20 protein-coding genes are annotated in these 21,187 nt (G+C 44.3%); 6 read left to right on the plus strand and 14 right to left on the minus strand.

Features of this window, described 5'->3' with window-relative positions; genetic code table 11:
* Window positions 1-4 precede the first annotated feature (4 nt).
* From rnhB to rpsB, 14 genes are all read right to left on the minus strand, one after another.
* The gene (gene rnhB, locus ACI882_RS05965; RefSeq protein ID WP_411745485.1) at window positions 5-613 is read right to left on the minus strand and encodes a ribonuclease HII; all 609 of its coding nucleotides are present in this window, start codon (window positions 611-613) and stop codon (window positions 5-7) included.
* Window positions 610-1,755 (minus strand): lipid-A-disaccharide synthase, encoded by a 1,146-nt coding sequence (gene lpxB, locus ACI882_RS05970; RefSeq protein ID WP_411745486.1) that lies wholly within the window; start codon window positions 1,753-1,755, stop codon window positions 610-612. Before lpxB ends, rnhB begins: the two co-directional genes overlap by 4 nt.
* Entirely contained in the window at window positions 1,755-2,525 is a 771-nt protein-coding gene (lpxA, locus tag ACI882_RS05975; RefSeq protein WP_411745487.1) for an acyl-ACP--UDP-N-acetylglucosamine O-acyltransferase, read from the minus strand. Before lpxA ends, lpxB begins: the two co-directional genes overlap by 1 nt.
* 3 nt (window positions 2,526-2,528) lie before the next feature.
* Window positions 2,529-2,981, minus strand: a complete 453-nt coding sequence (fabZ, locus tag ACI882_RS05980) for a 3-hydroxyacyl-ACP dehydratase FabZ (RefSeq protein ID WP_411745488.1) — start codon at window positions 2,979-2,981, stop codon at window positions 2,529-2,531.
* Window positions 2,982-2,990: 9 nt separating this feature from the next.
* Window positions 2,991-4,019: a UDP-3-O-(3-hydroxymyristoyl)glucosamine N-acyltransferase gene (gene lpxD / locus ACI882_RS05985; RefSeq protein ID WP_411745489.1), complete on the minus strand. Its 1,029-nt coding sequence runs from the start codon at window positions 4,017-4,019 to the stop codon at window positions 2,991-2,993.
* 43 nt (window positions 4,020-4,062) lie between these two features.
* The gene (locus tag ACI882_RS05990) at window positions 4,063-4,593 is read right to left on the minus strand and encodes an OmpH family outer membrane protein (RefSeq protein WP_411745490.1); all 531 of its coding nucleotides are present in this window, start codon (window positions 4,591-4,593) and stop codon (window positions 4,063-4,065) included.
* Between the two features lie 18 nt (window positions 4,594-4,611).
* A complete protein-coding gene (gene bamA, locus ACI882_RS05995) occupies window positions 4,612-6,966 on the minus strand; it encodes an outer membrane protein assembly factor BamA (RefSeq protein ID WP_411746341.1) in 2,355 nt (784 codons plus the stop codon).
* 86 nt (window positions 6,967-7,052) lie between these two features.
* Window positions 7,053-8,396, minus strand: coding sequence for an RIP metalloprotease RseP (rseP, locus tag ACI882_RS06000; RefSeq protein WP_411746340.1), 1,344 nt, complete (start codon window positions 8,394-8,396; stop codon window positions 7,053-7,055).
* Window positions 8,396-9,574 (minus strand): 1-deoxy-D-xylulose-5-phosphate reductoisomerase, encoded by a 1,179-nt coding sequence (ispC, locus tag ACI882_RS06005; RefSeq protein ID WP_411746339.1) that lies wholly within the window; start codon window positions 9,572-9,574, stop codon window positions 8,396-8,398. The genes rseP and ispC overlap by 1 nt, the downstream gene beginning before the upstream one ends.
* The gene (locus ACI882_RS06010) at window positions 9,575-10,402 is read right to left on the minus strand and encodes a phosphatidate cytidylyltransferase (protein WP_411746338.1); all 828 of its coding nucleotides are present in this window, start codon (window positions 10,400-10,402) and stop codon (window positions 9,575-9,577) included.
* Between the two features lie 2 nt (window positions 10,403-10,404).
* Window positions 10,405-11,157 (minus strand): isoprenyl transferase, encoded by a 753-nt coding sequence (locus ACI882_RS06015; protein ID WP_411745310.1) that lies wholly within the window; start codon window positions 11,155-11,157, stop codon window positions 10,405-10,407.
* Between the two features lie 118 nt (window positions 11,158-11,275).
* A complete protein-coding gene (frr, locus tag ACI882_RS06020; RefSeq protein WP_411745303.1) occupies window positions 11,276-11,833 on the minus strand; it encodes a ribosome recycling factor in 558 nt (185 codons plus the stop codon).
* Between the two features lie 188 nt (window positions 11,834-12,021).
* The gene (gene tsf / locus ACI882_RS06025) at window positions 12,022-12,888 is read right to left on the minus strand and encodes a translation elongation factor Ts (RefSeq protein WP_411745311.1); all 867 of its coding nucleotides are present in this window, start codon (window positions 12,886-12,888) and stop codon (window positions 12,022-12,024) included.
* 85 nt (window positions 12,889-12,973) lie between these two features.
* The gene (rpsB, locus tag ACI882_RS06030) at window positions 12,974-13,720 is read right to left on the minus strand and encodes a 30S ribosomal protein S2 (RefSeq protein WP_411745304.1); all 747 of its coding nucleotides are present in this window, start codon (window positions 13,718-13,720) and stop codon (window positions 12,974-12,976) included.
* 669 nt (window positions 13,721-14,389) lie between these two features.
* On the opposite strand from rpsB, the gene map reads away from it, so the two are divergent.
* Genes map through ACI882_RS06060 form a run of 6 tightly spaced genes read left to right on the plus strand, consistent with a single transcriptional unit; the run spans window position 14,390 to window position 21,097 of the window.
* Window positions 14,390-15,166: a type I methionyl aminopeptidase gene (gene map / locus ACI882_RS06035; protein WP_411745305.1), complete on the plus strand. Its 777-nt coding sequence runs from the start codon at window positions 14,390-14,392 to the stop codon at window positions 15,164-15,166.
* A 58-nt stretch (window positions 15,167-15,224) separates the two neighbouring features.
* On the plus strand, window positions 15,225-17,912 hold the full coding sequence (gene glnD, locus ACI882_RS06040; protein ID WP_411746337.1) for a [protein-PII] uridylyltransferase: 2,688 nt from the start codon (window positions 15,225-15,227) through the stop codon (window positions 17,910-17,912).
* Window positions 17,909-19,099 carry a succinyldiaminopimelate transaminase gene (gene dapC / locus ACI882_RS06045; protein ID WP_411745308.1) on the plus strand — a complete coding sequence of 397 codons (1,191 nt, stop codon included), beginning with the start codon at window positions 17,909-17,911 and terminating at the stop codon, window positions 19,097-19,099. Before glnD ends, dapC begins: the two co-directional genes overlap by 4 nt.
* A 12-nt stretch (window positions 19,100-19,111) precedes the next feature.
* Window positions 19,112-19,453 carry an arsenate reductase gene (locus ACI882_RS06050; protein WP_411746336.1) on the plus strand — a complete coding sequence of 114 codons (342 nt, stop codon included), beginning with the start codon at window positions 19,112-19,114 and terminating at the stop codon, window positions 19,451-19,453.
* An 11-nt stretch (window positions 19,454-19,464) separates the two neighbouring features.
* A complete protein-coding gene (gene dapD, locus ACI882_RS06055; protein ID WP_411745530.1) occupies window positions 19,465-20,496 on the plus strand; it encodes a 2,3,4,5-tetrahydropyridine-2,6-dicarboxylate N-succinyltransferase in 1,032 nt (343 codons plus the stop codon).
* Window positions 20,497-20,554: 58 nt separating this feature from the next.
* Window positions 20,555-21,097 (plus strand): GNAT family N-acetyltransferase, encoded by a 543-nt coding sequence (locus ACI882_RS06060; protein ID WP_411745531.1) that lies wholly within the window; start codon window positions 20,555-20,557, stop codon window positions 21,095-21,097.
* Window positions 21,098-21,187: the final 90 nt, after the last annotated feature.

A 21,187-nucleotide genomic window follows, 5' to 3' on the forward strand; every position in this document is an offset into this window, starting at 1 on the left:
ACTTTTAACTCGTTAAATTTAGTTGGTTTCGGACCGGAGCAAAACTTCTTCTGTGCTCATCGATCACGCCATATTTTTTAATGGCCGCTAGATGTTTCGCGGTGCCATAGCCTTTGTGCTGGTTGAAGCCATAATTTGGGTGACGCTCATGCAGCTCGATCATTTCCTGATCGCGTGCAACTTTTGCAATAATAGAAGCGGCTGATATTTCTGCTATTTTTCCATCACCTTTAACAATTGCTTCCGCGGGGCAAGGCAAGCCTTTGGGTATTTTATTGCCGTCTATTTGGCAAAAATTTGGCTGTACGCTCAACCCTTGCACAGCGCGTGTCATTGCTAACAGAGTGGCTTGCAATATATTGAGCGTATCGATCTCTTCAACACTTGCGCGTGCAATAAAAAAGCACAGTGCTTTTTCTTTTATTTCTTCTGCTAGGGCGGCCCTGTTTTTTGCAGATAACTTTTTAGAATCATTCAGCCCAATTATTGGCTTGTTTGAATCTAAGATGACTGCGGCTGTTACGACATCACCCGCGAGTGGACCCCGCCCTACTTCATCTACCCCGGCAATAATGCGGGCAGCGCTGGCAAAATCTAATCCTGCCTGGTTCATAGTTCAATTAGACTCAACACTGCCTTGGCGGCTTGCTCATCTGCATTTAACGCTAGCTGCTCGTGCCAATAACAGGCTTTGGTTAAGAACTCCGTCATTTTATGTTCATCAGTTAAGGCTGCGAGCACATCAACTTTTAACTGCGCCACCGTTGCATCATCTTGTAATCGTTCAGGTATCCAATCGGCTTGCTCTAAAATATTAGGCAAAGAGACCCATTTTGTTTTTGCTAAACGAGAGATAATGGCAAAGCTCATCGCACTCATTTTGTAGGCAACGACCATAGGTTTTTTTAGTAGCATAGTTTGGAGGGTTGCAGTACCGGATGCGACTAAAACCGCATCGGATCGTGTTAGCGCTTCGTCACTGCCCTTTTCTAATATCTCGACGTTTAGCTTATAATCATGGGTATTCAGCATGGCTTGAACTTGTTCTGTCCGCGCTCGATTCGGGGTTGGAATGACAACATTTAACTCGCCTAACTGAGCTTTAACTTCAGCGGCGACTTGTAAGAACAGCGCGCCTAGTTTTTCAACTTCACTGCTGCGCGATCCGGGCAACAAGGCCAATGTTTTGGTTTTATTAGTTTTTGCGTCTTGCTCTACAAGCAGCTCTGTCAATGATTTTTGTGGCAGTTTGTCTGCCAAGGTATGACCTATAAACGAAACAGGTACCTGATGCTGTCGGTAAAACTCAGCTTCGAACGGTAAAAAAGTCAGCATGTGATTCACCGCATTCTTAATTTTCTTAATTCGACCTTGACGCCATGCCCAAACCGAAGGCGAGACATAATGCACTGTGGTAATTCCGGCCTGTTTCAATGCCAGCTCTAAATCTAAATTGAAATCGGGTGCATCAATGCCAATAAAGACATCGGGCTGCCAATCGATAACCCAATTCCGAAGAGTTTTGCGAATTTTAAGCAGTTCAAATAACCGGCCTATAACTTCAGAAAAGCCCATCACCGAAAGCCGTTCCATTGGGTAACGAGATTGAAAGCCTTGAGCGATCATATTCTCTCCGCCAATACCGGCAAACTCGATATTGGGGTATTGATCTTTTAACGCAATCATTAACCCAGCACCCAAATTGTCGCCACTGACTTCACCCGCAACGATGGCGATGCGTAACTTGCGTGTCATTATCTGGCAATGCCTCGCTTGGAATTACGTACTGAATCTAAGAATACTTCAACCTCTGGCAGTACTGGATCCATTGCTTCAAGCTCTGCCATAGCTTCTTTAAGGGTGTTACCTTCACGATAAACCACTTTATAGGCATGACGCAGTGCCTTCATGGCTTCGCGGGAGAAGCCGCGGCGTTTCAAGCCTTCCATGTTCATGCCATGTGGGCTTGCTGGGAAACCTTGAACCGTGACATAAGCGGGTATATCTTTTAATACGGTTGAACCGGTGCCTACAAATGCATGAGCGCCGATTTGACAAAACTGATGGATACCGGAATTACCACCCAAAATTGCGTAGTTACCAATAACGCAATGACCTGCGACCTGTGTACCGTTGGCAAGAATACAGTGATCGCCAACGATGCAATCGTGAGCCACATGGGTATAAGCCATAAATAAATTATGGTTGCCAATGCGTGTTTCTTCCGAATCTTGAATGGTGCCGCGATGCAAGGTGGTGAATTCACGAATGGTGTTGTCGTCACCAATAATTAACTTCGTTTTCTCACCTTTGTACTTTAAATCTTGGCACTCTTCGCCAACACTGGCGAACTGAAAAATGCGGTTACGTTTACCAATAATTGTCGGACCATTGATAACAACATGCGGGCTAATATGACAATCATCACCAATTTCAACCCCGGCACCAATAATGGTATAGGGACCAATAGTAACGTTCGCGCCTATTTTCGCACTGGGATCAATTATGGCAGTGGCATGTATCATGAATTAAACCTTACGTTCAGCACATAGAATGTCGGCACTGGCGACAACGTTACCATCAACAGTTGCTTTGCCTGTTACCTTAACCATTCCTCGACGTGCAGATACAAATGTAATTTCCATTTCAAGCTTATCGCCCGGCGTTACCGGTCGCTTAAATTTCACATTATCTAACCCGGCAAATAAATATAAATAACCGTCGGCGGGTCTATTCCCTGAAGATAAAAAACCGTATACAGCCGTCAGCTGAGCCATCGCTTCACAAATTAAAACGCCTGGGAAAATTGCATTTTCTGGGAAATGCCCCTGAAATAGTTGCTCATTTGCCGAGACATTCTTATAGCCTTTAATGCTTTCACCTTCGACATATTCGGTGACACGATCCAACAATAAAAATGGATAACGATGTGGTAGCAACTCTTTAATTGCTTCAATATTTAACGGTAGCTCTATGCTCATAACAGGTTCCTATTTATTTTGCTTTTCGAGTGCATCGACTCGTTCAAACAAGGCGTCTAGTTTGCGAATTCTAGCAACCATTTTGCGCCAGATGCCGCTCGGTTGGGCAGGTAGTCCCGATGAGTATAGTCCAGCTTCTGTTGTGCCTTTCGTCACCATCGCCTGACCCGTGAAATGGCTGTTGTCTGCAATGGTGATGTGCCCTGTAAAACCGCTTTGACCACCCGCACTGCAATTAGCACCGATGGTTGTGCTGCCCGCAATACCGATTTGCCCAGCTAAAGCACTCGCCCGCCCGATAACCACGTTATGGGCTAGGTGGACTAAGTTATCAATAATAACTTGGTCATTAATTATGGTGTCTTCGATGGCACCACGGTCAATTGTACAATTAGCACCAATTTCAACATGATCACCGATTACAACTCGACCATTTTGGGCGATAGGCTGCCAGCCTGCTCCATTTGATAAAGGAGCATAACCAAAGCCGTTCGAACCTATTACAGTTCCACTTTGAATTAAACAGTGCGCGCCAACAACAACCCGATGCAAAAGGCTCACATTAGGCTGTAAGCGAGTGTGCGCGCCTATAACAACGGCTTCACCCACCACACAATGTGCACCAATATGGGCATCCTTTGCTATGACGGCACCAGCTTCAATAACGGCGTATGCATCGATACTAACGTTCTCTGCAATTGTCGCCGTAGGGTGAACTACCGCGGTTGGGTGTATGTTTTGGCTGCCTTTTGGAGCTTTATCAAACTGGTGCGATAAATAGGCGTAGGCCAAATACGGGTCATCAACAACAATAGCGACTACCCCGTTGGGACAGTTTTCAAGCTCTTTTTCAGTGAGTAAAACGGCACTGGCTTGGCAGTTTTCGAGTTGACGTCGATACTTAGCAGATGCCAAAAAGCTAATACTGCCAACTGTTGCTTGATCAAGCGGGGCAAAAGCTTCAATTTCTATGGTTTCCGCACCCTCTGGCAACGATACCGACGTGGGTAACGCTTGCAATACTTGCTCTAAATGCACAGTTTGCCCCTTTACTTTATTCTAATTTTTTAACCCAATTCGTTTATGGTTCAATAACAGTACGGGTTTCGTTGTATTGGTTATCGAATGCGACTAAAACGTCATCGGTAATATTAGCCATTCCGTCCATATAAACAACTGTTGAAAGATCTATGACAAGGTTAAATCCGCGCGCTTTAGATAAAGTAGCAACCACTTCTTGAACCTGTTCTTGATAAGCCGCAACAAACTCATTTCTAGAATTGTTCTGCTTTTGCTGACCAAACTGAATTGTCTTGGCTCGTTCGTTCACTAATTGCTGTATTTCATTTTGCTTTGCAAGTAAATCAGCTTCTGTCAGAGTTTCTGCGTCTATCTCTAGTGCATTCTGCAAGGCATTGATACGTGTTTCAATTTCGCCAATTCGCTGTTTAACCGCTGAAATTTCAGGCTGCAATGCTTGGGTTGCATCTTGCGCAGCTACAGATTGAAACAATACTCGCTGAAAGTCGATCACGGCAATCTCTGTCTCTGCACTTACAAAGGCTGCGCTTAAGGTGAAAATACTGCCTATAACTAACTGCTTAAAATTCATGCTAACTCCTTACTAAGATTAATATGAAATACCGATATTAAAGTTGAAATTGGTGATGTAATCGTCCGGTTGGTTATTCAACGGCCAAGCATAACTAAAGCTTAACGGTGCTATTGGCGTTATCCAAGTAAAGTCGATGCCTGCAGAATAACGTATTTCGTTCAAATCGATGCCAGATTCACAACGTGTATTCGCCTCAAAACATTGATCAGTAAAGACGTTACCGGCATCAATAAATACAGATGTTCGATAGGCATCTTGATTGGTTACAAATGGCGTTGGCACGATAAAATCGACACCATACTCTAGCTTAATATTGCCACCAATTGGGCTTGCTGTGGTAAGTTCTGTGCCCAAACCATCGGTTTGTGGCGTCCCTACAGGCCCTAAGCCGCCTTGCTGATAACCTCTTACAGAGCGAGAGCCACCGGAATAAAAGTTTTTATAAAAAGGTAAGACACCATTTTCACCAAAGCCTCCGCCATAGCCCATGTCAGTATGGAAACGCAGAGCTAGGTTTTGGTCAAAGTTTACAAATTGTTGGGCGTTGAGTGTTGATCGGAAATATTTCAGATCGCCTGGTGGGGCGGCTACTTCGATATTTGCCGAAGCAAAACGGCCTTTATCGGCTTTAATGGAACCGTTCAAGGTATTGTATGACCAACCGAATTTTGCCGTAACGTTACTGTAATTACTGCCGTAAGCATCTCTAAACTGAAGCATTTCTTGGGTGGCAAGCGTATCACTTAAAAACAACTCTTCATTCGCCAAGCCTAAGCCATAAGACACTCGTTGGTTCTCAGATAAAGGATAACCCAAGGTAACTCGACCCCCAGCGGCGTTAGTCGCGTAGGTACCGAAGGTAGTTTTACTGTAATCAGACTTTCGGTAGTACAGATCGGCTCCTAAGCTAACGCCATCAAGCGTAAAGTAAGGGTTGTCGACCGATAAAGAATAATTTTGTGTCGTTTTATTGGCATTTAAGGTCGCAGAAAAGTCGACGCCTCGGCCCATAAAGTTAGTTTGTTTCAATGAAAACTCACCATAAAAACCAGAGCCGCCAGCGTAACCACCGGCAATGTTAACTTGTGAATCTTTCGCTTCCGCAACGCGCACAACAATATCGACTAAGTCACTGCGCCCGCCTATTCTTTGTGTTTGAATGGAAACATTAGTGAAATAACCCAGTCGCTCTAAACGAGCTCTAGACGCACGAATGTTATCATTAATAACTAAGGCACCTTCTAACTGACGCAATTCACGTCGAATGACTTCATCGTTTGTCGATTTGTTGCCTTGAATAATAATGCGGTTCACATAGACTAAATCGTTCGGGGCTACGTTTATAGATACCTTAACGGTATTATCGGTTTCGTCTAGTTCAAAGCCATCTCTCACACTGGCGAACGCATAGCCTTGCTCACTTAACATTTCGGTAACATCACGAACCACAAGTGAAACTTCTTTACGGGAATACACAACACCTGTTTTTAATGAAACGGCATCGTTTATTTGTTCTTCTAAATGCAGTAAATCACCTACCAGCTCGATATCTGAAATAGTATAAACAGGCCCTTCAGTAATATTATAGGCCAGTGCAATATCGGCCTTATTTACCGATATTGACACTTGGTTTGAATCAAGCTGATAACTTAAATGACCACGGTCAAAATAAAAGTCTTCTAGGCGCTGCTTATCACCTGAAAGTGATGCACTTGAATACTGATTCCGCTTATTCACAAAATGCCAAAAATTGGTGCCACTGCGTTGCAATCTCAGGGCATTACCTAACTCTTCGTCGCTGTATTTTTCATTGCCTAAGAAATGGATATATTCAATTTTAGCAACAGGGCCTTCTTCGATGTTGAGATCTATTTTTACGCGGTTTCGTGTTAAAGGCGTAATTTCTGATTCAACCAATGCATTGTATCGGCCTTGAACGCCATACTGTTTTTCAAGTTCAAGTTGAATGTTTTCAAGCAATGCAGGGTTGAAAATTTCACCTTCAGTTAAACCAACATCAGTAAGTACCGCTTCAAAGTTAACTTTTGGAATACTCTTAAGGCCATCAAAGGACACGCTTTCTATGGCAGGACGTTCGGTCACCTCGAATATTAGGCTATCACCTTCTCGGTTAAGCTCGACATTAAAAAAGTAGCCTGTTTTATATACTTCACGTAACCAACGGTTCGCATCGGCATCGTCAACTAGGTCTCCTTCTCGGACCGAGAGCGCTGACAACACAGAGCCTAAGGAAACACGCTGCAAGCCGGCAATTTCGATACCATCAACCACAAAGGTCGCTGCGGCAACTACAGACTGGACTGACACCAATAACGCTACTGCACAAATTCGCTTAACACTGAAAACCAACTTAACCACCCTATTTATAAACTATCGTGATGCCAAAATTCTGAACGCGCTATTTTTACTCGAAACTGCGCGTTGAAACAGACTTTTTACATTAAACGTCCAATATCATTGAAAAAAGCTAACGCCATTAGAGAAATTAAAAACATTAGACCTATTTGCACACTGATCATTTGCGCTCGTTCTGAAAGCTCTTTTTTACGCACAGCTTCCAGCGCATGCATAACCACGTGACCGCCATCTAAAATAGGCACCGGTAATAAGTTCATAATGCCTAAACTAATGCTGATTAACGCCAAAAAGGCAATAAAAGCCTCAAAACCAGACTCTACAGAAGCTCCGGCCATTTGCGCGATAGAAATAGGACCGCCGACTTGCTTCAAGGATATTTGTCCGCTGACCATTTTCCACAACATGTTATAGCTTAAAACCACCATCTGCTTGGTTTCAACGGTGCCCTTCCATAAGGCTGTCCAAGGCATATAGCGCTTAACGATGAGCTGATCATCGGGCCAAGAAACGGGTGCTGCTGCAGCCCCAATATAGCCTTGCTTGGTACCTTCCACATCTCGCGCTTTTGGCGTTAGATTCAGGCTTTGGGTTTGGCCGTTTCGTCTAATAATTAAATTAAGTAGCTGCTCAGGATGAGTTTGAATCAAGCTGACCCACTGCCCCCAATCGGTCACTTTAATACCATCGACGCTGATAACTTCGTCACCAACCTGAAGCCCGTCTCGCAAGGCAGCACCGTCATCTAGAATGCCGCCTATAATTGCAGGCTGAGTCGGATACAAAGGGGTAACTCCTAAGCTAGAAGCCATTCGCGGAGATTGATTATTGGCTAACCAATCGGTGATGGGCAATGCTAAGCTAAGCTCTCGCCCAGAACGATCGACTGTTAACTTAATATCACCGGTTTCACCGACACGTGAAGCCAGTGCCAAGCTAAGCTCTGAGAAACCATTAACTTTACGGCCATCTACAGCAATAATTTTATCTTTAGCAACCAGCCCGGCTGTTTCAGCCACTGAGTCTTTTATAGGTGCGCCCACTAGTGTGGCTATATCCCTAACACCAATCATAAACATCAGTGAGAAGGCGGCTATTGCAAAAAGGAAGTTTGCAACTGGTCCTGCCATGGCAATAGCAATTTTTTGACTCGGGCGTTTTGAGTTAAATGACTGCGATTTCAACTCTTCAGGGACATCACCTTCACGCTCATCGAGCATTTTGACGTAACCACCTAAAGGAATCCAAGCAACCACAAACTCAGTACCGTGCTTATCTACCTTGCGCCAAATAGGTTTACCAAACCCAACTGAAAAGCGCAGCACCTTCACACCGTTTCGACGGGCAACCCAAAAATGACCGTATTCGTGAATAGTCACCAAGATACCCAAAGCAATGATGAGTCCAAATACCGAATTAAACATTAAAGTTGTCTCGCTTTTACTGCGATAAAGTCTCTAGCGACCACTCGCGCACGTTGATCTATTTCAATTAATTGTTCTAACGACTCTACAGGCTCAGCCGCAAAGGCATTAAAAACACGTTCGTTTATTTCTGCTATGTCCATAAAGCTAAGGTGTCGGTCTAAAAATGCTGCCACGGTAATTTCATTGGCTGCATTGAGCACTGCAGGCTGAATACCACCAATATCCATGGCTTCTTCGGCTAAACGTAGGCATGGGAAGCGCTTGCGATCTGGCTGATCAAAACTAAGATTCAACTGGCTGCTAAACTCCAACCGTGGCGAGCCGCTGTCTATGCGCTCTGGGTAGGCTAACCCATAGGCAATCGGGGTACGCATATCGGGTGCACCCATTTGTGAAATCACCGAACCATCGACATAACGTACCATGCTGTGAATAACACTTTGAGGATGAATAACGACTTCAATTTGATCGGGATGTACATTAAACAACCAGCAGGCTTCGATGAGCTCAAGCCCTTTATTCATTAAGGAAGCTGAATCTACCGATATTTTTTGTCCCATCGACCAATTTGGGTGTGCAACGGCCTGTTCTGGCGTTACCACTGCAAGCTGCTCTAGGCTGAAATCTCGAAACGGTCCCCCCGAAGCGGTGAGTAATATCGACTCTACCCCACTGTCACCGTCGTGCGGCATACACTGGAAAATTGCATTATGTTCACTGTCTATCGGTAATAACAAAGCTTGATTGTCTCGTACCGCGTCCATTAACAACGCACCGGCTACAACCAAGCTCTCTTTGTTTGCCAACAACAACTTTTTACCGGCTTTCGCGGCCGCCAATGAAGACTCTAAACCCGCTGAACCTACAATAGCCGCCATCACTGCATCTACTTCCGGTGCTTGCGCTATCTCAATCAATGCCTGAGTACCGACCAAAACGTCAGTCGAGCTCGCAGAAATTAAACTGAGCAATGACTTGCGTGTTTTTTGATCGGGAACGACCGCATATTTCGGCTGAAACTCGGAAATTTGCTGAGCGAGTAAGGTGGTATTTTGAAAACCACTTAACGCAAAAACCCTGAACTTGTCAGGGTGTCTCTTTATGACATCGAGGGTACTGCACCCTATAGACCCTGTTGCGCCCAATAAGGTGATATTCAAAGGTTTTTCGTTCATCTAAACTCCGGCGACGACTAGCCAAAGTAGCACAAACATCGGCGCGGCGGCGCACATGCTATCTATACGATCGAGAATACCACCATGCCCTGGCAATAACGCTGAACTGTCTTTAATGCCGCTATTTCGCTTCAATAAACTCTCCAGTAAATCACCCAAGACTGAAATGGCGATTACCGCGATAGACAAAGCAATCAGCAATAGCCAATTTATAGCACTTAATGGGGCTAAGAACCGAATCGCTATCACAACCGAAATAATGACAGACGTGACCATACCGCCATAAACTCCAGCCCACGTTTTACCTGGGCTAACGTTGGGTGCCAGTTTACGATTACCAAAGAATCGGCCAGAGAAATAGGCTCCGATATCGGCACCCCACACTAATAACATAAACCAAGTAAGCAACAACACCGAGTTATCTTGTAATTTGAGCCAAACGAGCCCCATCCATAAGCCTGCAAGAACCGGTACGCCGGCCAATAACTTAGCGACCTTTGAGTTTAACCAGCCTTTATGCTTTGGATAACGAATCACAGCAACAAAGGCAAACGCCCACCAAATTAAGGTCGCTAACACGATATACGCCCAACTTTGATGGGTAGCAGACAAAGCAAGATGTAACCCTAACAAAACCACCCCAAGGCCAAATGCAAGGAGTACTCTCGAACGCATTGCAGAAAAACCAGACAAATGTGCCCATTCCCACGCGCCCAACATAACAATAACGCCAATAAAGCCGCGAAACCAAAGATCAGGTAACCAAAAAATACCGGCTAACATCAACGGCGCTAAAACCAGCGCAGTTAGGACACGTTGCAACAACATAATTAAGGGTTCTCTTTCTGTAATTGTTCGTCGGTCCGCCCAAAACGGCGAATGCGACCGGAAAACGAGTCAAACGCTTTAAACAGAGACTCTTTATTAAAATCTGGCCAAAACTCAGGTGTAAAATAAAACTCAGTGTAAGCCATTTGCCACAATAAAAAATTAGAAATACGCTGTTCGCCTGCAGTGCGAATACATAAATCTGGTGGCGGTAAATCACCCAGCATGACTTCGTTGGTAATATCGGTGTCGGTTATATCTTCTGGCAACAACTCACCTAACTTAACTTTCTCGGCAACTTTGCGCATGGCTTGGGTGATGTCCCAGTGTCCGCCATAGTTTGCAGCAATAGCCAACGTCATACCCGTGTTATGTTTCGTTAACGCTTCAGCGTCAACAATGGACGCTTGAATCGCAGAATTAAACGCGGTGGTATCACCTATAATTCGGAGCCGAATATTATTTTTAGCAAGCTTTTTTACTTCTCGCTTTAATGCTATTAAAAAGAGATCCATGAGTGCATTCACTTCTTCTTTGGGCCTTGCCCAATTTTCCGAGCTAAACGCATACAATGTGAGCACTTGCACACCGGCACGAGCGCATTCTTCAACGGTAGTACGAACGGCTTTTACGCCAGCTTTGTGCCCGGCAACACCCCCTAACAAGCGCTTTTTGGCCCAGCGATTGTTGCCGTCCATTATAATAGCAACGTGCCTTGGAATTGCTTTTAGGGTGCTAGTCTCACTCATTTTTATCTCTTTTTTGCCAAACATCCTTGAAACTTAATCCTTTTGAAAGCTACTTTTAGAAGCAGCTAAATAGAACAAAGGCAACATGCTTCCATGCTGCCTTCTAATGTAGTTAAAGTCACAACTAGACTTTCATTAACTCAGCTTCTTTTTCTTGCAAGTTCTTTTCTACATCGGCAATGCTGGCGTCAGTGAGTTTTTGAATTTCTTCTTCTGCACGCTTACCATCATCTTCTGAAAGTTCTTTTTCTTTGACAAGATCTTTAATACTACTGTTTGCATCACGACGACCATTACGGACTGAAACACGTGCTTTTTCAGCTTCAGCACGAGCCACTTTAATCATGTCTTTGCGAGTCTCTTCAGTCAACATAGGCATCGCAATGCGAATGTTATTGCCTGCCGTTGCTGGGTTTAGCCCTAAATCACTCTTCATGATCGCTTTTTCAATTGCTGGCACCAAGTTTTGTTCCCAAGGTACAACTGACAACGTACGGTTATCTTCAATACCAACGTTAGCAACCTGCTTAATTGGCGTTGGTGTGCCATAATAATCAACCATAACGTTATCTAAAATAGCAGGGTTTGCACGGCCAGTACGGATCTTATTGAACGCGTCATCTAGTGCAGAAAGCGCCTTTTGATTATGTGTAATGGTTTCCTGTTTAATTTCTTCGATCATGATTTAACATCCTTAACTGGGTTATACCACGCTGGAAATAGCCAGCAATGTTGAAAATTTGGGGCATTATACACACAATTTTTGAATTATTCCGCTACTCTACTGCGCTTCTTTGACCGGTTTCACGCATTTTTCTTCAGGCATAAAAAAAGGTGGCCAATGCCACCTTTTCTTTAGTTATCAGTAACTTAGCTACCTTTAACTGCCGCTGCCACTTCTGCTGCGAAGTCAACTTCTTCTTTCTCAATGCCTTCACCCACTTCAAAACGAGTGAAACTAATAACTTCTGCGCCTGCATTTTTCGCTAAAACACCCACTTTAACATCAGGGTCTTTAATGAAAGGCTGCTCAGTTAACGAGATTTCAGCTTCAAACTTCTTGATACGACCCACCATCATTTTTTCGATGATTTCTGCCGGCTTACCAGAGTCTTCAGACTGAGCACGAACCACTTCTTTTTCACGTTCTAAAACTTCTGGAGAAATCTCAGAAGGCTTAACAAACTGTGGGTTACTCGCTGCAACGTGCATAGCGATATCTTTCGCTAGCTCTGCCGTGCCGCCTTGTAATTCAACAGCTGCCGCAATACGACCACCGTGAACATAAGCTTCAACAGTTTTTCCTTCGCCACCCACAAAAGTGATACGACGAACAGAGATATTCTCGCCAATTTTTTGAACCAGTGCTTCACGAACGCTTTCTAACTCACCCGCCATTAGCTTCGCAACATCATCTTCTTTTGCAGCAAAAGCAGCGTCAGCAACTTTATTTGCAAAACCTAAGAAGTTATCGTCACGAGCAACAAAATCTGTTTCGCTGTTGATTTCAAGCAACATTACCACTGAGTTATCATCAGAGGTTCGAGTAACAATAATACCTTCAGCTGCAGTGCGGCCAGATTTTTTAGCTGCTTTTAGGCCTGACGACTTACGTAAATTGTCAATTGCCGCTTCGATATCACCATCGGTTTCGACCAATGCCTTTTTACATTCCATCATGCCTAAGCCAGTACGCTCACGCAGCTCTTTAACTAAACTTGCAGAAATCGCCATGATATTTTCCCTCAATTCGATTAATTATTAAGCATTCAAAAACTGAAAAAGGGGTCAAAACCCCTTTTCGAACGAATAAGGTCAAGCCTTACTCTGCAGCTTTTTCTTCTTTAGCTTCTTTCGCTTCAACAAACTCACCAGCAGTTTCAGCTGCTGCTGCTTTTGCTTCAACAACCGCATCAGCGATTGTGCGCGCATAGATTTCGATCGCACGGATTGCATCGTCGTTACCAGGAATGACAATATCTACGCCATCTGGGTTTGAGTTTGAGTCAACAATACCGATAACTGGAATACCCAATTTATTGGCTTCTTGAATAGCGATACGCTCGTGATCAACGTCGATAACGAACAACACATCAGGCAAACCGCCCATGTCTTTAATACCACCGATCGTTTTTTCTAACTTGATGATCTCGCGAGAAGACATCAAACGCTCTTTCTTCGTTAACTGCTCGAAAGTGCCGTCAGCTTCTTGGTTTTGAAGATCACGTAGACGCTTGATTGATTGACGAATCGTCTTGTAGTTAGTCAACATACCACCTAACCAGCGATGCGCTACATAAGGCATGCCAGAACGGGTTGCTTCTTCACGAACGATGTTACTAGCAGAACGCTTAGTACCAACAAACAGTACTTTGTTCTTCTTGCCAGCTAACTTAGATACCAATGCAATAGCTTCATGCATGGCAGGCACTGTGTGCTCTAAGTTAATAATATGAATCTTGTTACGCGAACCAAAGATGTATTTACCCATCTTAGGGTTCCAGTAACGAGTTTGGTGACCAAAGTGAACACCTGCTTTAAGCAGCTCACGCATTGAAACTTGTACCATAATATCCTCTCAATTTGGGTTAGGCCTCCACACATCCCATAGTCCAACCCGAAGGCACCCAGAACCACGTGACGATGCATGTGAGATTTTAAGTTACGGTCATGATAGACCGACTCCTACTAGTTAAGGTGTAAGAGCGGCGCGCTTTATACCAAATGTGGAGCCCCGAAGCAAGAGAAAATGGTGGGGCGGTTTTGGGCTGCGGGCTGCGGGCTGCATGTACAAGCCTTGATACTGCGCCGCTACTGTCTAGCTTAGAGGCTATTTCGCGAAGCACTGATGGCCCATAAATAAAGGCGCCGTGAACCCATCCATGGGGCTTATCTGATACATCCATGTATCAGATACCTTTATTTATGATCCATCAGCACTTCGCTACCTTCCGTGGCGGCTCATATAGCCTCCAATCCTATAACTTATCAATCGGTAACAAACTTAGCCTAGGTGCCCGTTTTCACTTTACTCGGAAATCCGAGCCATGGATGGCGAGGCTTAGCGCGCAAGGATGCGCTCGCAGCGACCGAGTATAGTGAAAACGGGCGTCTAGGCGTAACTCAGCCACCTCTAGCAAAGGGTTGATGCACTAGAACAATCACGCCCCTATGGCTACTTTTTAGCAAAACCATTAGAATCGGGTGATATTAATCCAAAATTTGAAATGGAAGGTCCATGGCTGTCACCATTAAAACACCTGATGAAATTGAAAAAATGCGCGTCGCTGGCCGTTTAGCCGCCGAAGTGCTTGAAATGATTGAAGAGCATGTAATACCGGGCGTTACGACGGGCGAGCTTGATCGCTTGTGTCATGATTATATCGTTAACATACAAGACTCTATTCCTGCGCCATTAAACTATGGGCACCCACCGTTTCCTAAATCTATTTGTACATCGGTGAACCATGTTATTTGTCATGGTATTCCGAGCGATGAGAAGAAGCTTAAGAAAGGTGATGTGATCAACATTGATGTAACGGTGATAAAAGATGGTTATCACGGTGATACCAGCAAGATGTTCTATGTTGGCGAAGTACCAGCGCACATTGATCGATTGTGTAAAATCACCCAAGAATGCTTATATAAAGCCATTGCTATTGTAAAGCCAGGCACCACTCTTGGCGATATTGGCCATATTATCCAGCAGCATGCTGAATCTAACCATTACTCTGTTGTACGTGAGTTCTGCGGTCATGGTATTGGCGCAGGCTTCCATGAAGAGCCACAGATTGTACACTACGGCAAACCGGGTACAGGTATGGCTATAAAGGAAGGCATGACATTTACCATTGAGCCGATGATTAACCAGGGTAAGGCCGCGTGTAAAATTTTGGGCGATCAGTGGACGGTTATTACCAAAGACCGCAAGGCCTCTGCTCAATGGGAGCATACTTTATTAGTAACGGCGACCGGTGTTGAAGTACTAACCAAACGCAAAGAAGAGAACTTCTAATAACATTGTCAGGCAGCATTTCTTTTAAAACGTAAATGAGCTGATTTAAGGACCCACTTTGGATCTTTCGCGATATTCTGACGACCTTCTGTTAAATAAAGCAGAGCTTGTCGAAAAGCTAAAAACGGAACCAGCGATTCCGACCTTGAAAGTAGCGCTGACTCATCTAAGCAAAGAATTAGATCAGCGCTTTATCAAAGGAACACCGATTCGCAGCCTCGTTTGCGGACGGGCTTGGGCAATGGATATGCTGATACAGAGCATATGGGCTCGTTTTACTTGGAAAAACCCCGATACAGTGGCACTGATTGCTGTGGGTGGTTATGGCCGAGGCGAGTTACTACCCAAATCTGATATTGATTTATTGTTTCTTTTTGAAACCGAGAAAGATATAGACGACAACGTAGAGTCGTTGCAGTCTTTTATCACCCTTCTCTGGGACATTAAATTAGAAGTTGGCCACAGCGTCCGCACCATTAACGCGTGCATCGCTGAAGCCGTTGCCGATGTCACCGTAACCACCAATTTAATGGAATCGCGCACCTTAGTCGGTAATGATGACCTCCGCGAATCCATTACAGAAGCCGCATCGCCTTTGAATATTTGGCCAAGTCAAGATTTTTATAAAGCCAAGATGAACGAACAAGCCATGCGGCATCGCAAATACAATGAAACCGAATATAACTTAGAACCCAACGTCAAAACCGGCCCTGGTGCCCTGCGCGACATTCAAAATATAGGCTGGGTAGCCAAACGACATTTTGGTGATGATTCGTTACAAGATTTAGTTGAACGTAATTTTTTAACCGATGCTGAATACCATGAGCTCATTGAAGGCCAAGACTTTCTATGGCGCGTACGTTACGCGCTACACATGAATACCGGCCGCGAAGAAGACCGCCTACTTTTTAATTTACAAGAACAGGTTGCGGACTTATTTGGCTACGTCGAACGTGAAGGCCAATTAGCGGTTGAGCACTTAATGCAGGACTACTTTCGCCAAGTCTTTAAATTGCGCGCTTTAAACATCATGTTGCTACAGCATTTCGATGAAGAAATTTTGGGTGATAAAACTAAAGAACAAGCTGTCATTCAATTAAACTCTCGATTTATCGTCATTGATGGTTATATTCAAGTTACTGAGGATAATGTTTTCCAACGCACGCCATCAGCGCTGTTAGAAATATTTGTACTTTGTGCTCAAACCCCAGAAGTTAAAGACATCAAAGCTTCAACGCTGCGACTCATTTTAGCAAGTCACCGCTTAATTGATGGTCACTTTAGACAAGACTTACGCAACATCACCTTCTTTATGGAATTGTTGCGCAGCCCAATGGGGGTTTCGACTAACCTGAGGCGGATGAACCAATACGGCGTTTTAGGCTTATATTTACCAGAGTTTGGTAAAGTTGTCGGACAAATGCAATTCGATTTATTTCATGCTTACACCGTTGATGCTCACACCCTATTAACCATTCGAAACCTCCGCAAATTCCGTCATAAAAGCAACACCAAACGTTTCCCAATTGCCACCAAGGTTGTTCAACAGCTACCCAAAGTAGAACTGATTTATATCGCGGCTTTATATCACGACATTGGTAAGGGCCGAGATTCTGATCACAGCATCGAAGGCGCTATTGACGCCAAGCACTTTTGTGTTCGTCACCGCTTATCGGATTGGGATACCGAACTCGTCACCTGGTTAGTTCGCAACCATCTCTTGATGTCGATGACGTCACAACGTAAAGATATTTCAGATCCCGAGGTCATCAACCAGTTTGCACAACTTGTTGGGGATTCTCAGCGGCTAGACTATTTATATGTACTGACCGTGGCTGACATCTACGCAACCAACCCAAATTTATGGAATAGTTGGCGAGCGTCGTTATTAAAGCAACTTTATGAATCAACTAAAACGGCATTGCGGCGTGGACTTAGTAATCCAGTTGAAAAAGATGAGTGGATATCGCAAACCAAAGCAAAAGCACTAGCGCTACTTATTGAAGAAGGCTTCACAAAGGAAGATTTTTTTGCCTTGTGGGATAACCCAGGCGATGATTATTTTCTACGTGAAACTCCTGAAAACATTGCTTGGCATTCACGCGCCATTGCTAGTCATGGTAAAAACGTACCTTTGGTTTTATTAAAAGAAACTAACACCGCTGCCTCCTACGCTGGCGGTACCCAGGTGTTTGTGTATGCGCCCGACCGCCCCTATTTATTTACCGACATTGTGACCACCTTGAGTAACTTGAACCTTGCGATTCAAGATGCCCGAATTATGACGTCATCTACCTCGCATTTCAGTTTAGACACCTTTATTGTTCTTGAAGAAGATGGCACCAGCATCGGTGACAACTCTGAACGATTGCTAGAAATTCAACGCCAACTATTGTTAGCGATACAAGACCCCGATTCTATTTCAATAACTCATCGTCGCATTTCAAGGCAATTGAAACACTTCCAAGTGCCCACTGAAATTACCATCAGTAACGACAGCATTAATCCAAAAACCATCGTTGAGGTAGTTGCCGCAGACAGGCCTGGCTTACTTGCCGATATTGGCCGCTGCTTTAAAGAACAAAACCTTATCTTACAAAACGCACGCATCTCAACCTTAGCCGAGCATGTTGAAGACGTCTTTTTCGTCGTAAATCAAAATGGCGAGCCACTACACAGCACTGAAGAAGTTGAGAATTTACAAAAAGCGTTAACAAAAACTATTTCTGAGGCACTAGAACGTTGAATCCACGTCTGAATGCATTGCACCCCTATCCATTTGAAAAACTAAAAGCGTTACTGGCAGATGTCACCCCGGCACAAGAGTCACCTATTGCATGGTCCGTTGGGGAGCCAAAGCACGCTGCGCCAAGTTTCTTGCAAAAAGTTATTGTCGATAATTTGTCGAGCTATGAAAACTACCCAGCAACTCCTGGCACCCTTGAACTAAGAGAAGCCATCGCAACTTGGTGTGTTCGACGCTTTAAGTTAACCGCACAAGACCAATTTAGTGCGCAAAACAACGTCTTACCGGTCACTGGAACTCGAGAGGCTTTATTCTCTGTGGTTCAGGCTTTATTCGACACTCAAGCTAATGCCGATGAAGTTTGGATGCCAAACCCGTTTTATCAAATTTATGAAGGTGCGGCACTTTTAGCTGGCGCAAAGACACGCTATTTAGATTGCACCAGCGTCAATGATTACCAACCTGACTATTTATCTATAACCGACGAACAATGGCAAAACTGCCAGATGCTTTTTGTATGCACCCCAGGTAATCCAAGTGGCACAACACTTTCAATAGAAACTCTAAGTTACTTGATTCGCAAGTCTATTCAACATAACTTTATTATCTTTAGTGATGAATGCTACAGCGAACTGTACCGAGATGAAGCCAACCCACCAGCCGGTTTATTAGAAGCCGCTTCTGCTATGGGTCACAATGATTTTAAAAACTGTTTGGTCTTTCATAGCTTAAGCAAGCGCAGTAACTTACCCGGGTTACGCAGTGGCTTTACCGCAGGTGATGCAGACCTTATTGCTACTTTTTTACGCTATAGAACCTATCACGGCTGCGCAATGCCCATACCTCATCAAAAAGTCTCTATCGCAGCGTGGCAAGATGAAACTCACGTTATTAATAATCGCAAAAGATATAATGAAAAATACGAAGCCGTTGTCAATGAGTTATCGGGCGTACTGCCGCTGACGGTCCCCGATGCTAGCTTCTATTTGTGGCCAGACTTACAACGTGATGATCTCCAAGTAACCAAAGACTGGTTAAGTAAAGCCAATATTCGCGTACTACCAGGCCAGTATTTATCAAGAACCGTTGATGGCATTAACCCTGGTTACGGACACGTACGCATTGCACTCGTCGCGTCACTCAACGATTGTATACTCGCTGCAAAACGCTTGCGTAATATTCTTTAATAGAGGTCCTTGATGATTAAAATATTTGGTATAAAAAACTGCGATACCATGAAAAAAACTTTCAAATGGTTTGACGCACATAATGTCGACTACCAATTTGTTGATTATAAAAAAGAAGCGCCTACACAAGCGCTCGCTGAACAGTTTCTCGGTGCTCACCCTTGGGAAACCATTATTAATAAACGCGGTACCACTTGGCGCAAGCTCGATGAGGCGACTAAAGATTCTATGGATAATACCAACGCTATAGAAATAATGATGACGCAACCTTCGATCATAAAACGCCCTATTGTTGTATCGGACAAAACGATTCTTGTCGGCTTCGATGAAGCTGCATTTAAAAAACTTATTTAACGGAGAGAAGCATGTCTTATTTTGCGATTGGTTTAGGCACCGCGACACGAAACAACGAAGAAAAGATCATTGAAGCCTGGTACCCACAACCCCAGCTAAACCCAAGTGACGCGCTTATTAAAGCCATTAATACAACAGTAAAACATGATTCAGGTAACGCCGTACATGTATTAGAAAAAGCACAATACGCCGCGCTTGCCGCTTCTTTTGATGCTGAAGGTCTGTCACTCAACGCAAGTTTGCTTAATAGCGCTGCGAACAGTGATCAGACGATTATTTTAACTATTTTAGAAACCGATACGGCACCAGCCAATGTGGCTGAAGGCTTCCTAAAACTACACTTATTATCCCATCGCTTAGTTAAGCCACATGGCACTAATCTTGATGGAATTTTTGGCATCCTACATAACGTTGCTTGGACCAGTGAAGGCCCTATCGACTTACCCGAACTCCCACAGCGCCAAATTGAAGCTCGCTTGGCGGGTCGTGTTATCGAAGTCAATTGCATTGATAAATTCCCGAAAATGGCCGACTACATCGTACCATCAGGCATACGTATAGGAGACACTGCTCGTGTTCGTTTAGGCGCTCACTTAGGTGAAGGCACGACCGTTATGCACGAAGGCTTTGTTAACTTCAATGCAGGTACCGTTGGAGTTTCTATGGTTGAAGGCCGAATCAGTGCCGGCGTTATGGTTGGTAACGGCTCTGATGTTGGTGGCGGCAGCTCTATTATGGGTACCCTATCTGGTGGCGGCAAAGTTGTCGTCTCTATGGGCGAGAATTGCTTATTAGGTGCCAACGCCGGTGCCGGTATTCCACTGGGTGATCGCTGTACAATTGAAGCGGGTCTGTACATTACCGCAGGAACAAAGGTCACCATGCTCGATGAAAACAAAGAGGCGGTACAGGTTGTTAAAGCCCGCGATCTAGCTGGAAAGTCAGACCTTTTATTTTGGCGTAATGCTCAAACTGGGCGCATTGAATGCTTGACCAACAAGTCTGCGGTTGAGCTGAATAGCGAACTACATACACACAACTAATGTGTCGATGTGTCAAACTTAGCGTTTGTTAAGTTTGACACTCAATTCGAGAAAAGACATGCAAACCCTTTCAACAAACATACCCGAGCTTACATTGCATGTGGTCGATGTTGGTTTTGCTAGCGACTTAGCAAAACTCATAGACAACAACCGCTCCTACCTGCGTGAATGGCTTCCCTGGCTTGATTTCAGCACCCGTGTGGCCGATTCAATAAACTTCCTGCAAGGCTGCCTTGACGCGTACTTAGAGCGCACTCAATGCCAAATGGCAATTTTCTTAAAAGATGAACTCATTGGCATGGCGGGCTTCAACTTCATCAATGCGGCCAATCACAGTGCTGATATTGGCTATTGGTTATCGCAAGAACACAGTGGTCATGGTTATATGACTGAAGCGGTTAAAGCAATCATCCATCTAGGTTTTGATGAATACCGGCTCAACCGAATTGTGATAAAGGCCGCCACTAACAACCTACCCAGTAAGGCGGTCGCCTTACGTCTTGGTTTCCAGCATGAAGGCACATTACGGCAGGCCGAACGGCTCTATAGCCGCTATCACGACCTCGAACAATACTCTCTTTTGCAGACTGACTGGGAATAGCTATATCAATATTTTTTGATATAGCTTGAAATTTGCGCGGTTTTGCGCTTTCATTGCACCTATAAATTATCACCAGCTAATTAAAAGAGA

The organism is Reinekea sp. (genome assembly GCF_046710285.1).
In the GTDB taxonomy this organism is placed as follows: domain Bacteria; phylum Pseudomonadota; class Gammaproteobacteria; order Pseudomonadales; family Natronospirillaceae; genus Reinekea.